At 62.2% G+C, this 17,612-nt stretch carries 6 protein-coding genes; all 6 read left to right on the top strand.

Going from position 1 to position 17,612, the window contains the following annotated elements; translation table 11 throughout:
- Positions 1-38: 38 nt before the first annotated feature.
- Positions 39-5,699, top strand: a complete 5,661-nt coding sequence (locus tag GXB81_RS13435; RefSeq protein WP_205989381.1) for a type I polyketide synthase — start codon at positions 39-41, stop codon at positions 5,697-5,699.
- Positions 5,696-10,444: a condensation domain-containing protein gene (locus tag GXB81_RS13430; RefSeq protein WP_205989380.1), complete on the top strand. Its 4,749-nt coding sequence runs from the start codon at positions 5,696-5,698 to the stop codon at positions 10,442-10,444. Before GXB81_RS13435 ends, GXB81_RS13430 begins: the two co-directional genes overlap by 4 nt.
- 87 nt (positions 10,445-10,531) lie before the next feature.
- Complete coding sequence (locus tag GXB81_RS13425; RefSeq protein ID WP_205989379.1) at positions 10,532-14,953, top strand: thioester reductase domain-containing protein; 4,422 nt, start codon at positions 10,532-10,534, stop codon at positions 14,951-14,953.
- A gap of 660 nt (positions 14,954-15,613) precedes the next feature.
- The gene (locus tag GXB81_RS13420) at positions 15,614-16,396 is read left to right on the top strand and encodes a LuxR C-terminal-related transcriptional regulator (RefSeq protein ID WP_241016353.1); all 783 of its coding nucleotides are present in this window, start codon (positions 15,614-15,616) and stop codon (positions 16,394-16,396) included.
- Between the two features lie 13 nt (positions 16,397-16,409).
- Entirely contained in the window at positions 16,410-16,658 is a 249-nt protein-coding gene (locus GXB81_RS13415) for a hypothetical protein (protein ID WP_167036979.1), read from the top strand.
- A gap of 83 nt (positions 16,659-16,741) precedes the next feature.
- Positions 16,742-17,612 (top strand): DUF3683 domain-containing protein (locus GXB81_RS13410; protein ID WP_241016352.1); only part of this gene is annotated, 871 nt, incomplete at its 3' end.

Below are 17,612 nucleotides of genomic sequence, written 5' to 3'. Positions count from 1 at the left end.
CGCGGCGCAAGTCGAAACGCCATTCCGGGAGTGCGATCATGACCGAGCCTACAGCCGCGAAACTGACGCCCGTCAAGCAGGCCTTGCTGAAGATCGATGCGTTGCGGCGCGAACTGAACGAGGTCCGCGAAGCGGCCAATGAGCCGATCGCGGTGGTCGGCATGGGTTGCCGTCTGCCTGGTGGTGCCGACTCGGCTGCCAAGCTATGGGAGGTGCTCGCCGCCGGCACCGATGCCGTCAGCGAAGTGCCCGCCGAGCGCTGGACCGACGCGCTGTTCGACCCGCGCCCCGGCCGGCACGATACCAGCTACAGCCTGCACGGCGCTTTCATCGACGACGTCGACCGTTTCGATCCCGAGTTCTTCGGTATCTCCGGCCGGGAAGCGCGCCATATCGATCCGCAGCAACGCCTGCTGCTCGAATGCTCGTGGCGCGCCATCGAAGACGCGGGTTTCACACGCGAGGCGATTGGCGCTTACAGGACGGGCGTGTTCGTCGGCTCGTCGCTCGACGACTATGCGCGAATCAGCGAACTGGTGCCGCACGCCGATCTCAGCTATGCGCAGACGTCGCTCGGGACGGCGCGTCCGTTCGCGGCGGGGCGTATTTCATATCTATTCGGCTTTCATGGCCCGACGCTGCAACTTGACACGGCCTGTTCATCGTCGCTCGTCACGGTACATCTGGCCTGTCAGAGTCTGCGCAACCGCGAAGCCGACGTGGCGCTGGCGGGTGGCGTCAACCTGATGCTGTCGCCCGAAATGACGATCGCGTTGTGCGAGCTTCAGGCGCTCTCGCCGGATGGCCGCTGCAAGACCTTCGACGCGGCGGCCAACGGTTATGTGCGCGGCGAGGGCTGCGGGATCGTCGCACTGATGCGCCTGTCCGACGCGCGTGCGCAGCGGCGGCCGATTCACGCGGTGATTCGCGGTTCGGCGGTCAATCATGACGGCCGGAGCAATGGCATGACGGCGCCGAATGGCCGCGCGCAGCGCGACGTGATCCGCGACGCGCTGATCCATGCCGGTGTCGCGCCCGACGAAGTCGATTATGTCGAGGCGCATGGCACGGGCACGCTGCTCGGCGATCCGATCGAACTGCGCGCATTGCAGGATATCTATTGCCGCGATGCGAACCGCAAGCAGGACCTCTACGTCGGCAGCATCAAGACGAACATGGGGCACCTCGAAGCAGCCGCTTCCGTGTCGGGGCTGATGAAGGTGATCTGTTCGCTGCAGAAGGGCGAGATTCCGAAGCATCTTCACATGGACACGCCGACGCCGCATGTCGACTGGCAAAGCAACGGCATCAAGGTCGTCACGCAGCACATGGTATGGCCGTCGAGCCGTCCGGGCAAACGTGTCGCGGCGATCAGCTCGTTTGGCATGAGCGGCACCAATGCGCATCTGATCATCGAAGCCTGGCGAGACGATGAGGCGGACGAGGCCACGGCCCCGCGTGATCCCGGCATCGCCACGTTCGCACAGCAGTTGCCTGGGTGTCCGGAGATTTTTCCGATCTCGGCGCATACGTCCGACACGTTGTCTCGTGCCGTTGCCGGTTGCACCGCCTATCTGCGCGCGAATCCGTCCGTCGAGCCGGGCGACTTCGCTCACTCGCTGCGAGCCGGGCGCGACACGCAACGGCATCGTATCGCGCTCGTCGCCGGCACCCGCGAGCAACTGCTCGACGCATTGGCGAAGGCCGAACACGCAAGCGTCGTCGAACGCTCCGCGCAAACGGACGAACCCGGCAAGCTGGCCTTTCTGTTCACCGGGCAGGGCGCGCAGTACGCGGGCATGGCGCGGCAGCTCTATCAGACGTTCCCGCTCTTTCGCGAAGTACTCGACGAATGTGACGCTCATTTCGAGGCGCTCGGCGAACACTCGCTGATCGACGTGTTGTGGGGCGACAGGCAGACGTTGATTCACGAAACCCGCTATACGCAGCCGGCGATGTTCGCGGTCGAGATGGCGCTGGCGCGTCTGTGGATGGATTGGGGGATCGTGCCGGACGTGCTGATGGGCCATAGTGTCGGCGAGTACGCGGCAGCCTGTCTCGCGGGCGTGTTTTCGCTCGCGGATGCCTGCCGGCTCGTCGTGGTGCGCGGTCATTTGATGGAGACGATGACGCCGCCCGGAAAGATGCTGGCCGTGCTGACACCGGCTGCCAGGCTGGCCGGCTATCTGGGCGCTTTCACGGGCCGCGTCGAGATCGCGGCCGACAACGGGCCGAGCAGCGTGGTCGTCTCGGGCGATCCCGCTGGTATCGACGAACTCTCGCGGCAACTCGAACGCGACGGCATTCCGACACGCGCGCTCATCGTCTCGCGCGCTTTCCATTCGCCGCTGATGGAACCGATGCTCGACGCGTTCGGCGAGATCACAGCCTCGATCGACTATCGGCCGCCGCGTATCCGCATCGTGTCCAACGTGTCGGGCATCTTCGAGGCTGAGCGCTACTGCGATCCGGCGTATTGGGTCGAGCATGTGCGCGCGACGGTGAATTTCCGCCAGGGGGTCGGCACGCTGTCGGCCGATGGCGTTCAGACCTTCATCGAGATCGGACCCGGCAAGACGCTCACCCGTCTCGCCAAGGCCTGTTGTGCTGCGCAGGGAAACGCACGCGCGGTCAGCGCGCTGCAAAGTTTCGGCGATGCGGAGGTCGAATGCGAGCAGTTGCTCGGTGCGCTCGGACACGTGTACACCGCGGGGCGGCGTGTCGATTGGGCCGCCTTCGAATGCTCGCGTGCGCAGAGTATCGGGCCGCGCCGGATTGCGTTGCCGCCTTATCCACTGGAGTCGGGCAGCTACTGGATCGGCTCGCGGCAGGCGGCGGATCGCGCGAGGCCATTGAGCAGCGCGCGCGCGGCGGTGACGCAGGCGCCCAACAGCCTGCTCGGTCAGCAATTGTTGCTGCCGGCGCTCGATGGACGGCGCTATGAGAATCGGCTTGCGGTCAGCGATCTGCCTTTCCTTGAAGGACACGTCGTACATGGCGGTTTCGTCTTTCCGGCCGCAGGGTTCATCGAGATCGTGCTCGACGCGGCGCGGCGCGGCATGGCCGGCAGCGATGCCGACGGGACGCCGGCGCCGTGGCTCCATGTGCAGGAGTTGTCATTCGACAATCCGCTGGTGCTCGAACGTCAGCGGCCGGTTCTGCTGGGCACGGTCGTACACGCGGCGGAAAACGTGAGGGGCGCAGTGAAGGCGGCGCGCGCGCAGCTCGAAATCTTCGCGCGGAACGATATCGATGCCGACCTGGAACCGCACTGGGTCAACCATTGTTCGGCCTGGCTGCCGGCGGTCGCGGACAGTGCACGGGCCGACCACGACACACCGTCGCTCCCGGCATTCCAGCACGATTGCGCGGACGTGTTGCCTGTGGACCGGTTCTATGAGCGGCTGCGCGGTTCCGGGCTCGCCTATGACGGCGCATTCCGGTCGATCCGCAGCCTGTGGCGCGGCGACGATGCCGCGCTGGCCCGCATCGAACTCGATGCATCGCATGCGTGTAAAGCGGCGCGCTCGATCCATCCCGCCTTGCTCGACAGTTGCTTTCAGACCGTGGCGGCTGCGCTGTGGGACGCCGGGCTCAAGTCCGCGTATGTGCCAATCGGCATCAATCGCATCGCCTGTCAGCCGATACCCGATACGCGTGCCGTCTGGTGCGCGGTGCGCGTCAAGTCGCGCCGTCATCTGATCAGCGCGGACCTCTGGCTCTACGACGATGCGGGGCAATGCGTCGCGTCGATCGCGCATCTGCAACTGATTGCCGTCGATCCGCGCAAGTTCAACACGGCGCCTTCACAGGCGAGCCTTTATAGCCTTGCATGGCGGCCAATGGCGGTTGAACGCGCGCGCCCGTTGTCATTGCCGGCCTGTCTTCTGGTCGGCGGCGCTGAGACGCTCGACGAAGAGATTGCCGCACAACTACGCGCCGTCGATGCGGATTGCCACGTCGTGCGGCAGTCCGCTGACGCGTCCGATGGCGACGACGAATCCGTGCGGCGCTTTCGCAAGGCATTTTCCGAGGGCGTATCGAGCGCGGGTTCGCCCGCTCCCGTCGTCATCCTGTATGTCTGGCCACACGGGTCAGCGGACCAGGACACGGCGAACACGCCGACGAGCGAGGAGGAACTGGATCAGGTTGCCGGTGCGTATCGCCGTTTCGCGAATTTCTGGCGCGCGGTGCAGGCCACCGACTGGGCGGGCCGCCCGTTGACGGTGTGCCTCGTCACGCAGTCGGCTCAATGCATCCAGGGGCACGACCGGCTCGTCGTGCCGGCCCAGGCGGCGGCATGGGGCGTGGCGCGCAGTCTGATGCACGAAAGCGGCGACATCCGCGTGCTCGTTGCCGATTTGCCCGGTGCGGATGCCGCATCGTGCGAGGCGATGCTGTCGGTGATCAGCGAGTCGGCCAGTACAGGCGAAACGCAGTTCGCCGTGCGCGGCCACGAGGTCTTCGTCCCGCGTCTCGTGCGGCGCAACGCGCCGGCCATGAAACCGCTCGCCCGCGGTGCCTGGCTTGTGACGGGCGGACGTGGAGCGATTGGCACACGGTTGATCGAATGGCTGATCGCGAAGGGGATGCCGAAGATCATCTCGGTGAGCCGGCAATTGCCCGCCGAGGCGGAGCGCGGCCGGCTGGCCAAATTGGCGCAGACGCGCGATGCGACGCTCGAATTCCGGACGGCGGATATCGCGTCGTCAGCGGACGTGGAGGAACTGATCAAGTCCATCGAAGCGGACGCCGCTCGTCCGCTCAAGGGCATCCTGCACGCAGCCGGCGCGCTCGAAGACGGCTTGCTATTAACACAGCCGATGTCGTCGGTCATGAAAGTGCTGACGCCGAAAATCGCAGGCACGCAAAACCTGCATCGCGCGACGGCTCATCTTTCTGTGCATCACTTCGTGTCGTTCTCGTCGATCGTGTCGTGTATCGGATCGCCGGGGCAATGCGCCTACGCTGCCGCCAATGCGTATCTCGACGCGCTGAGTCTCGGACGCAACGAAGAGGGCCTGTCGGGCCATGTGATGAACTGGGGGCTATGGGGCGGCAAAGGCATGGCCGAACAACTCGACGCGCAGCAGTTACGGCGCATCGAAGCCTATGGTCTCAAGGCGCTGGACCCCGACGCGGCGCTCCAGGCACTCGACGCGCTGATGGCCGAGCGCCAGGGCCAGAGCCAGATCTGGAGCGTCGATGTCGACACCTTGCTCAAGCGTAGTACGAGCCGTTCGCTGCGTCCGCTACTGAAGGAAATCGCGGATGCTCCGTCCCATGCTGCAGTGCCGGCGGCGGGCACATCGAGCCTCGCTCAACGTTTGGCAGGGTTGCCCGAGGGGGACCGTGAAGCGGCGTTGCGCGATCACCTGATTGGCGAAATCGCGGCTACGTTGCAGGTCGCGCGCGATCGTGTCAGTCCTGGAGTCGCGTTGATCGAACTCGGCCTCGACTCGCTGATGGCGGCGGAATTCCGTAACGCGCTGCGCAATGAACTCGGTGTCGACATTCCGTTCGGACGGCTGCTGGAAGGCGCGACGCTCAACGACATTGTGCGCACGATCATCGGCACGATGAGCGGCGGCTCGCCCGCGCCGGAAGCGCCACGCGTGCGGCGGGCTGCAGCCGATGGTCTCGATATCGTATCGGGCGAAGTGACCTTTGGCGTGGAAATGGAGGGTGGCGAACTATGAGTTCGATCGACTTCATCAACGAACTCTCCGGTCGCGGCATCGAGCTGTGGACGCAGGACGGCAAGCTGCAATACAAGGCGCCGAGAGACGCCGTCACGCCCGGACTGCTCGCCGAACTCAAACAGCACAAGGCGACGCTGATTGCATTGCTCGAACAGTTCGCCGGAACGGCGGGTAGCTACCCGCTCTCGTATGCACAGAAGTCACTGTGGTCGTTGCATCAGCTCGATCCCGGCAGCGCCGCGTATAACGTGACGTACGCGACGCGGCTCGATGACGCCGTCGATCTGCAGACCCTGCAACGCTGCATCGACTATCTGATTGCCCGGCATCCGATTCTGCGCACCGTCTATCGGGTGAGCGACGGACAACCGCGTCAGCAGGTAAGCGCTGCGCCGGGCACGCGGTTCATGATCGACCGTGTATTCGACGCCGATACCATGGCGATCCATCGCTGGATCGACCAGGAGGCAAACTTGCCGTTCGATCTGTCCGTGTCGCCGATCCGCATGAAGCTGCTCGTCAACGAGCATGGCGACGCGAACGCGGACGTGCAGTCGATCCGGTACGTGCTGCTGCTCAACGTCCACCATATCGCGGCGGATTTCTGGTCGCTCGAGATTCTCATCCGTGAACTGCACACGCTGTACCAGATGGCGATTGCGCAGCCGGCGGCGGAGCAGCCGCTGAAACTGCCGCGCCTTGCGTTGCAATACAAGGACTGCGTGCAGCACGAGACCGACCGTCTGCAGGGCGATGAAGGCGCTGCGCTTGCCGGATTCTGGCAACGCGAGCTGCAAGGCGAGCTGCCGGTGCTGAATCTCGCGACCGATCGCATCCGGACCCCGCTCAAAACCGAGCATGGCCGCGTGCATAGCGTTGCGTTGAGCGTGGAGGTATCGAGGCAAATCAGGGAAACCGCGCGCAGCCTGCACGTCACGCCCTATATGCTGCTGCTTGCCGTGTATCAATTGTTCCTGTTCCTGCACACGGGACAGTCGCGCCTGATGATCGGCGCACCGACGTCGGGCCGCAGCGCGCCCGGCAGCGAAAGCGTGCTCGGCCATTTTGTCAACACGGTGGTCCTTGCCTGCGAGGTTCGCCCCGACGACTCGTTTGGCGATCTGGTCAAACGTACGCGCGAGATGATGCTACGCGTGCTCGATCACCAGGACTATCCGTTTCCGCTACTGGTCGAAACGTTGCGGCCGCCACGCGATCCGAGCCGGTCCCCTGTCTATCAGGTGATGTACAACTGGAACCAGGCGCGCAACGAGGCGAACACCGGGCGGCGGGACCAGGCGCCGTTCTACCGCGAACTGCTCGCTGCATCCAGCACAGGTACGCGCGGCGCGACGCACGACCTGACGCTGAACGTCCAGGACATGGGCACGGAGTACGTCGCCGCGTGGACGTTCAACACCGATCTGTTCGATCACGAGACGATCGATCGCTTCGCGAGCCAGTATGCCCGTCTCGTCGAGCAGATTCTCGCCGACCCGGCGCGTCGGACCGTCGACTACCGGATGACGGCACCGCCCGTGCGCGACGCGGCGTGCCGGCGCATCGCGGATGCACACGTGTTGGCGAAACCGCCGTCGCTTCAATGTGGGTCGTTCTTTACCCACGCATCGCGCAAAGGTGGACAGATCGCCTGGCGGTTCGACCGGCGTGCGATCACCTATGCTGAGCTATCCGAAGCGGTACATGCCGTACGGTCGCGGCTGCAGACGCTTGGTATTGGAGCGGGCAGTACGGTTTCCCTGCAATTGCGCAGTATCGCCGAGCTTGCCGCCGCTTTGCTCGCCGTGCTCGAGGTAGGGGCCTCGTGCCATTTGCCGGATGGGTCGCCTCATGATGCCGATGCGTTGCACATGCGCTTCGATGCAATCTGCCGCAGTGCGAGCGATGGATGGTCGGACTGGAATCCGTATGAGCTCGACGTAGTCAAGCCGCAGTCGCGTGTCGAAGCTCGCGGCGTGTATGAAGCCGCCCGCGTCGGCGCTTTCATCGACGGAATGAGCCAGCTTCTTCAGATGGACGAACAAAGCCGCGCACTGGTGCTTCGTGGCATGCCCGTGCAGTTCGCGCTATCGATCATGGTCGGGGCCGTGCGCCGGGGTGGGTGGGCTCGCGTGTCCGAAAGCGTGTCGATCGGCGCGCTTGTCGGCGACAGCGATGATCGAGCCGAATGGGCGCGTCTGGAATTGAGCGAATTGATCGCACACGACCGTATTTCAGCGCTCGCGTTTCCGGCGCTCCTGCTGCCGTCACTTACCATCGACAGTCGTGCGAGTGTGAACGCGTTAATCGCGTACGGCAATCATCCACATACGCTCGAATGGGTGGCTCGGTGCCAATCGGCACCTAAGGCACGGTATTTTGCGCCGGTGTGCGATTGCGACGCCTGGAAGGGACCCGTCGCGTTCGCCCCGGTTCGCGACGAATGGCAACTGGCGTCGTTGCAAGGCGCCTTTCATGTGCCGGTCGCACTCGGTCCGTTCATGGACCTCGCCGACGAGCGGCAGCGCGGACGCCTATGTCTGGTCAGCCGCGAGGTATGCGCGCTGCGGTCCTCAGTCGCGACAGACGACGATCTCTCACACCTGCTGGCGCATACCGGCATCGTCCCGACGTCCTTGACGGTCACGTGGCGCGCTGGACACATGGTATGCGCCGACCCGTCCGGGCGTGTAGTCACGCACCGGCTGGCGCCATTCGCCATCGGAGATGTCGAGCGCTTCATCGCATCGCAGCAGGGAGTGCGCGAAGCAGTCTGTCACGTGGTCGAGTCGGACGACGCGATCATGCTCACGGCGTATGTGGTGCCCATCGACGATGACGTGCGTGGTGAGCTTGAAAGTGCGCTGCGCGGCAGCTTGAAGAGGGGGCTGCCCGACTACACTCATCCCGAAGCGTTCGTGATGCTGGAGGCGCTACCCCTCGATCGCGACGGCACACTCGATGTCAGCCGGTTGCCACCGCCGCAGCGCACGCTCACGGCGAACCGCGCCGCGGCTACCGACATCGAACGCAAACTCGCGGCGATCTGGTGTGAAGTACTCGGCAAGTCGTCGGTGAGTATCGACGACGACTTCTTCGTGCTCGGCGGCGATTCGATTCTGGCGGCCGTGATCGTCTCGAAGGCGTCGCTCGAAGGGATGTATCTGAAGCCGAAGGATATCTTCGAGCAGACGACGATCGCCGGTCTTGCGAGGGGGGTGAGCGCCGTGCCCGGCATCCTGGCGGAGCAAGGGAGCGTTACGGGTGAGGTCATGCCGGGGCCCGCGTCGCAATGGTTCTTCGACAAGGTTGACGTGGACCGGTCACATTTCAATCAGGCGCTGCTCCTCTCCCTGCGCGAGGCGCCGGACCCTACCATCATGCAGGAGGCGCTGCGGCTCGTAGTGCGTCATCATGACGTGCTGCGCTCGCGTTTCGAAGAGCGCGAAGGCGGCTGGCGTCAGGTGTTCGTCCCCGACGATGACCCTGCGCACTCGCCCGATTGGGCCATCGTGTCGTGTACGACGAACGTGGGCGAGCCCTGTGCGGAAATCTGGAGTCAGGCGATCGCCGACGCCCAGGCGGGACTCGACATCGAACGCGGCCGACTGTTGAGCGTGCGCTGGCTCGAGAGTGCAACGCTGACGGCGAGCCGCCTTCTGATCGTCGTACACCATCTCGCCATCGACGGCGTGTCGTGGAATATCCTGCTGCAGGATATCGGCGATATTTACCTGCAGTTGCGCGCGCAGTCGGCGGTGAAGCTGCCTTTGAAGACGAGTTCGACCAAAGCGTGGGTCGAGCAGTGGGACGCGCTCGTCAAAGGTGCCGTGCTGGACAGCGATCGCCAGTACTGGCAGCGCTTCGTGACTCATGTGCGCGGCGCGCTGGCGGGACCCGCCAGAGTCGCGCTGATGCGTCATGGTCTCGCGCCTATCGTGCATCACACGTATAACGAGCCGTCGGGAGGCTGTACCGCCACACTCGACGCTGAACTGACGGAAGCGTTCCGCACGACCGCCCATCAGGCCTATGGTACGGATGCCAACGATCTGCTGATCGCCGCCTTGCACGCGGGCTTTCGTTCGTGGAGCGGCAGCGATGCGCTGCTCGTCGATCTGGAAGGACACGGGCGCGACGCATTGGCCGATGTCGTCGATCTGAGCCGCAGCATCGGCTGGTTCACATCGATCTATCCGGTGTTCATCGAGGCGACGCCATATGACGATCCCGGCCGCCTCATCAAGCACGTCAAGGAGCGGCTGCGGCAGATTCCACGCAAAGGCGCGAGCTTTGGGGCGCTGCGCTATCTCGAAGCCCCGCGGTCCGAGTCTCAGGGTACGGACGAGGCATTGCTGGATTCGTTGCCGAACTCACCGATACTGTTCACCTATCTCGGTCAACTGGATCAGATCGCCGGATCGTCGGCATTTTATGACGAAGTGCTCAAGCCGGCGCCTGGCATCCGAAGCGCGCGGCAACGCCGTACGCATCTGCTCGACGTGACCGCCTATATCGCTGATGGCCGGCTCACGATCGCATCCGGCTTTCACGGCGCACCCGGCATCGACGAGAGCATCGGCTGCCTGATGTGCAGGGTTAGCGATGCATTGACCATGCTGATTCGACATTGCTGTACCGAAGGTGCAGGCGGGCTGACGCCGTCCGATGTGCCGCAGCTCGATGTGAACCAGGACGGGCTGGACGAACTGCTGGACGAGATCGAAGCGCTCGAGCGCTAACAGGAAGGGCGGCGATTCATCCCGGTCACCGTTGCCAAACGTCCCGGCGCGCGGCATGGGAAAGCATGCCGAACGCAGGAATCCACGATGAGCAAAAACGTCGATACAATTTATTACCTCACGCCGCTGCAACGCGGCATGCTGCACCATTCGCGGCTCGATCCCGAATCGGGCGTGTATGTCGAGCAGTTCTCGTGCGTACTCAAGGGCCCGCTCGACATTGAGCGCTTCAGGCACGCATGGGAGACCGTCACTCATCGTCACGATGTCCTGAAGACGCTATTCATTCGACTGAACGAAGAAAAGCCCATGCAGGTCGTGAGAAGGACCGTGATGTTGCCGTTCGAGACACTGAACTGGAGCGGCCGGAATCCTGAAGAGCAGCAACGATGTTTCGACACGCTGCTGGCGGAAGATCGAAGAAGGGGATTCGACTGGAGCGTGGCGCCGCTGATGCGGCTTACTGTCGTGACGCAGGGACACGACGGGTTTCGCTTTCTGTGGACCTACCATCATGCGATTCTCGATGGCTGGTCCATGCCGATTCTTCTCGACGAAGTCTTCCAGTTTTACGCGCAACCGAACACCATACTGCCCGCTTTGTCGACGGACTTCCGGCACTACGTGGCGTGGCATCGCGGGCAGGACGCGGCGCAGGCGCGCGAATACTGGAAGGAGACGTTGAAGGGGTTTCGCGCGCCGTTGCGTTTTGCGGCGTCGATGGCGCCCCGTATAGCGCCCGCAAACGACGGCAGGCGGCGCCTTGCAAGCATCACTTCGGCGATGCCGGCCGACTGGACATCGGTCGCGACGAAGCTGTGCCGCGCCAACCGTCTGACCTTGAACACGCTGTGCCAGGGCACATGGTCGGCTCTACTGGGACTTTATGGCGATAGCGATGATGTCGTCTACGGCATGGTGATGTCGGGCCGTTCGACCGAGATAGACGGCGTGGAAAAAACTGCCGGTCTGTTCATCAACACGTTGCCCGTGCGGGTGCGGCTCGATGATGAACTCGATACGATGGAGTGGCTTCGGCGAATCCAGTCCGATACGCAACGTGCCGAGCGCTATGCGTATGGGTCGCTGACCGACGTGCTGCAATGTAGCGAACTCACTGAGCGGCGCACGCTGTTCGAATCATTGTATGTCTTCGAGAACTATCCTGGTCAGGATGCTTTCAGGGCGATGGTCGCCGCTTGCGGGCTGGCTGTCGAGGACCTGCGCGCGGTCGAGGAAACCAGCTATCCGCTCGCGCTGATCGTGTTGCCGCAAGAGCCGCTGACGTTCCAGCTGACCTACGATACCGCGCGCTTCGACGGCCCCGCGATCGCACGGATGGCCGATCAGTATCGCTCTCTCCTCGAAACGATGGTACTGGCCAGGTATCAACGTGTTGGCGATCTGCATCTGCAAACCGCGCCGCGGCGTGATCCGGCAGCGGAGATGCCCGCTGGCGCGGAAACGCTGCTCGCCATGGTGATGCGGCACGCCGACAGCACGCCCGACCGGCTGGCCTTTTCCGCATCGGCAATCAGGTGCACACGCAGTTCGACATTGACTCTGTCGGCCAGTCTGAGTTACGCGGCACTGCGCTCGCGGATCGTGCGCGCGATGTGGCAATGGCAGGGGCTCGGTTATCTTCCCGGCGACCGCGTTCTGATCCGGAGCAATGAGCCGGTGGCGGGTCTGGTGATGCTGTTATCGGGTCTTGCCTATGGAATCGAATGCATCGTTCCCGATCAGGAATCGGATGTCGATGCGCTGGTGTCGGCGGCGGAATCTGCGTGGGGGCCGGAACCGGTGCGTGGCTGCGTGAGTACCGTGCGATCCGAGTCAATCCAGGGCATGCAGTGCAACGTGTTCGATGAGCGTGATCCTGCGTTCGGCCATCGCCGGGATCAACCCGACGTCCTGTCTGGGCCTGCCACAGCCAACCCGGCGTGCGGCGCCTGCGCGTTGCTCGTCAGGATCGATACGGGTGCATGGAGGCTGACGCGCTACCGCCAGTCGCAGTTGTTCCGCGCAGCGCAATCGTTTGAGCGGACGTATCCCGTGCAAGCCGCGTTCGACATGGCATTGTGCGATTCCCCACTCGCCCATTCGACGATCTGGACAGGGCTGGCTGGCCTGTGCGCGGGCCTCTCGCTGCATTACGTCACATGCGCGAGAGAAGAGGCGTTCATCGGAACGCTGGCATCGTCGGGCAGGCATTGGCACAGCGTCGTGTTGAGCGCGACGCATACGCGATCCATTGGCCGGGCGGCTGCAGTGCTCCCGGCGGGCACGATCGACTCCGATTACTGGATCGTCGATGCATGTGGGCTTACGCGGCGCGATGCGCATCGTCTTCAGGCACTGGCACCGAAGGCACGGCTGATGCGCGAACTACGCTGGCCCGCACACTCGCTGGTTCATTCGACGTTGATAGCACACGCAGAGGACGACTCGGGGTATCGGTGGTCGACCGATGCCGGTGTGCCTGCTGCCGGCGCGACGGTCGAAGTGCTCGACAACCGGTTGCACCGTGCCGCCATCGACGCACAAGGTCGGCTGACGATCGCGGGGGACACCGTCCCCGATCTGCTGCTGAGCAACGGCAAGCCGGACCGCCATGCATGGATTGCGACACGCGATGGCATTCGACTGCGCACCGCACTGCGTGCATGGATGACCGATGCGGCGTGCCATACCGAACTGCCGAATGCCGAGGCCGCGCTCGACACGTTGACCGGACAATGGGTGAAACGCGAAAGCGAACTGGCGGCTCGCGCTGGCGTGTCGGAGGCGGCTATCGTCGAGCGTGTTTCAGACATGGGCGATTGGGAGTACAGCGTCTTCTATAGCGTGAACGACGGCGCGCGGGCTGACGGCCATGCCGAACGTATACGTGAGGCGAGTGAGTTGTATGGGCTTGGTGTTGCGGAATTCGTCGAACTCGACAGATTGCCTCGCAGCGAGGGCGGGCTTGATCGTCTGTCCCTGTTGCGCGGCGAGATCACGCCGCTTGTCAGCAAGGATCAGCAGGCACCGCGCAATGCTGTCGAAACCGCGATATTCGACATCTGGTCCGCGTTGCTGAAGAGCGACAGGATTGGCGTTGAGGACAGTTACTTCGATCTTGGCGGTGACTCGTTGCAAGCGACGGTGATGCTTTACCAGATCGAGGAAAAGCTGGGCTGCAAGATCGATATGGAAACACTACTGGCCAGACCCACCATCGCAGGACTCGCCGCGGTGATTCTGAACAGAGGCGGGGAAACCGGGCGAGCAGGAATCGATCTGTCTGCGGACGCCAGGTTGGACGAAGACATCGTGCTCGCGAGTGCGTATCGTCCTTGCCCCTATCAGCAAGTGCTGCTTACCGGAGCGACGGGTTTCCTTGGCGTTCATCTGCTAGAGGAACTGCTACAAGACACACAGGCCGACGTGCATTGCGTCGTGCGTGCGACCGACGCCGCGTCGGGACATCGCAGAATCGTCGATGCGCTCAAAGGGCACGGAATATGGAACGAATCATGGACGTCGCGTATCGTTGCCGTGCCGGGGGACCTGGCGTTGCCGCGCCTCGGCATGTCCGATCAGGTGTTCTCGAATCTGGCGAGTGATATCGACGCGATCTATCACAACGGCGCACTCGTCAATTTCGTTTACCCGTACAGTTCACTTAAACAGGTCAACGTGATGGCAACCCAGGACGTCCTGCGTCTTGCCAGCCTGCACAAGACGAAGCCGGTGCACTACGTGTCGACAGTCGGCACGTTGAACCGTTTCGCCGAGACGATTCCCGAGGTCCTGGCGGTTCCATTGCACGACAGGCTGACTAGTGGCTATGAACAAAGCAAGTGGGTGGCCGAGCAGATGCTTGCCATTGCCGCACAAAGGGGCTTACCTGTCTCGGTCTATCGACCATCGCGTATCGTTGGGCATTCACGTTCCGGCCGGATGAATGTGGATGACCTGTTCTGCCGTCTCATCAAGGGCATCGTGTTGTTCGGCAAGGCACCGCGCGATACGGGGTTCGACAACATGCTGCCTGTCGATGTCGTGAGCCGTCTCATCGTCAGGACATCGATGCATCCAGCTGTACATGGCAAGGCGATTCATGTCGTCAACCCGCAATGGAATTCGATGGATGCGTTGGTCGATTTCATCGAGGGCGAGGGCTTCGCCATCGAACGTATGGATTACGAATCCTGGCTTGAGGCATTGACCGCTCACGTACGGCGCGATCAGACGCATCCGTTGACGATGCTGATTCCGGTTCTCAGGACGTTGAATCCGGTCGCCGATCCATCCGTGGGGCGCCAGCTTCCTATCGCAATCGCTCATTTGCGGCAACTCGCGGGCGATGTACTCAGTGAGGGAATCAGGCCGACCAACGACTGGTTGCGCGTCTATTTCGACTACTTTTACGCGACCGGCTATTTGGCCCGTCCTGCCGGTAACGAGCGGCAATTGCCACCGGGCGGTAGCGCATCGCCACGCAATCTGACCACCAGTGTCTGAACGATGTGACGCGTGCGGCGGAGTTGCATGGTAATGACCGGGCCCAAAGTCGCAACGATTTTCGCTATATGAATATGTGCTTAATTCGTTGCTGGTTCGCACATTAAATTTAACGTGCAATGAGATGGCGTTGCGCGTTTCGTGATACTGAATAGGGGATTTCTGGCACGTTATTTGAATCAGAAAATAAATTTAAAAAATAAGAAGAAGATATTCGTTTGTCTTGTGCTACACGTGTGATGAACGTCGCGAAATTACCGGTCTCAATGTAATCATTGCGAAATCTATTCCGATTTTTGAACAGTCATTCGATTTTTCGGTATTTCCCGCAGCCATGAGTGGGAAAAACCGTATCCATAAAGCATATAGTGGAATAATCGATATATTTTTTTATTCAAACTGAATTGGTGAAGCGTCGTAAAAGACCCAATATACATAGTTCTGTCATTGTAAGGATTGATACTGTGCCGTCTCCAGCAAGACCTCCTCTTGCACAGCGTCGTAGCGGAAAGCGAGAGAATGACGCTGTTTCCAATGAGTCGATAGATCCAGTGATCGCCGATAGCGGCACAGGAGGGGATGGGTCCATCATGACAAACACGGAGCGGAACGATAATTTCCGGAGGTGGTGACTTGATTTGCCTTCAATGCACCGATCAATTGAAAACACTTTCATGCATCATTAGCGAAATCCTTCGACCGACGGATCTGGCCGATCAGCTCGACCGATTTACGGAGAAAGTCAGGGAGGTGGTTGAATTCGACCGATGCGTGATCTTGCATGAGCGCAAGAGTACGGCGATTTCGCATGGCATGGTATATCGATATGGCGTGCGCACTGATCAGGCAGATTGCTCTCCTGGCCGTACATTGTGCGGCCCCGCTGTCGATCTTGAGCAATACCTGAACTGTTTCACGATATCGAATCCGCTCGACCATGCTTTTCAATGGCAGGATTGCCGTGGCGAATTCAACGAACTCGGTCATATTACCGATGACGTCGCGTCCCATATGCGCGGCGGCGAGGGCGTCGCGGCCTGCGTGCGTTCCAGCGTGTCGAGCGCGGAAGATGTCGGCACGGTGCTGCAGCTCGAATGCGCGGATGTCACGGTGCATCTCGCGTTACTGGTCAGCTTCATCGCGATGCATCTGCATGCAACTCTGGCGATGAAAATCATGGAAGTGGATCAGTCCGATGCCGGTTTCAACCTCGGCGAAACGGTCGCCAATCCTTCGCTCGATCTGAGCGGCATCCGGTTGACCAGGAAAGAGCGGGACGTCATCAAGTGGGTCATCGAAGGGAAAACCGCCTGGGAGATCGGCAAGATTCTGTGTGTCTCGGAGCGGACCGTGAAGTTCCACCTGACCAATGTCTATGAAAAGCTGAAAGTCTCGAACCGGGCTCAGGCGGTTGCAAAAGTCAGCCGTCTCGGTCTGATCTGAAAGGGGCATGGCAATGTCGTTCAAGGACAAGATCAAGGCGTTCGTTGCGAAGCACGGTTTTACCTATCGCAGCTATGTACTCTCGATCCTGTTTCTTCCGCCCGCTGGCGTATACATCGCCTGGAAGAAACCCGATCTGCCAATCGCGGGCCGCCTGTTCCTGGGGGCTACGGCGATCATCGCGCCGCCGTTCATCGGGGGCGCGACACTGATGATGCTCAAGACTGCGCTGGATCTGATTCGTACCACCTTTCTTGCGTAATCCGAATCAATGCGCTTGCGTCGATTGAACCCGGCAAAAAGAACAGGCCATGCGCACCCGGAAACCTATATTGGCTCAACCCGATGAATGTCCATGTGCCCGCGGCGCGCCTGTGCGCTGACACGAGAATGCCCGTCGACGCGAAAGCAAGGTATCGAGACATCCCGTACAACTACACGTCTTTTTCTGATCGTGAGATCGTGATTCGCCTCCTGAGTGAGGCCGTGTGGGACGCACTCGTTCGCTTGCGCATCGAACCGGGACTAGGGCAGTCTTTGCGAATTCTGCATGCGTTGCTCGGCGACATCTGGGTCGTGCGCCGCAATCCGTATCTGCAGGACGATCTGCTCGACAACCCGAAGCGCCGCGCGCTGCTGATCGAGGCGCTCAATCACCGCCTCGCCGAAATCGAGAAGCGCCGCCGCGCCGATCTGCGCGACCATGGCGACGAAGCCGGCGTCGAGCGCGCCGCGCGCGTCGAAACACTCGTGCAGGCCGCGCGCCGCGCGATCGACCAGTTCGCCAGCGAATTCCAGCAGACCTGCGACCTGCGCCGCCGCGCCACGCGCGTGCTCGGCAAGGTCACGCAGAAAGACAACATCAAGTTCGACGGCCTGTCGCGCGTCGCGCACGTAACCGACGCGACCGACTGGCGCGTCGAATACCCGTTCGTCGTGCTGACGCCGGACTCCGAAGCCGAGATCGCCGGCATGATCAAGGCCTGCTTCGAACTCGGCCTGACCGTGATTCCGCGCGGCGGCGGCACCGGCTACACGGGCGGCGCGGTGCCGCTCACGCCGTTCTCGGCCGTTCTCAACACCGAAAAGCTCGAACAGCTCGGCCCGGTCGAGATGACCGACCTGCCCGGCGTCGATCGCAAGGTCGCGACGATCTTCTCGGGCGCGGGCGTCGTCACGCGCCGCGTGACCGAGGCGGCCGAGCACGCCGGCTTCG

The organism is Paraburkholderia sp. Ac-20336, assembly GCF_017105025.1.
Lineage (GTDB): Bacteria > Pseudomonadota > Gammaproteobacteria > Burkholderiales > Burkholderiaceae > Paraburkholderia.
Note: the sequence above shows the minus strand (reverse complement) of the source record. Positions and strands in the feature narration are given on the sequence as shown.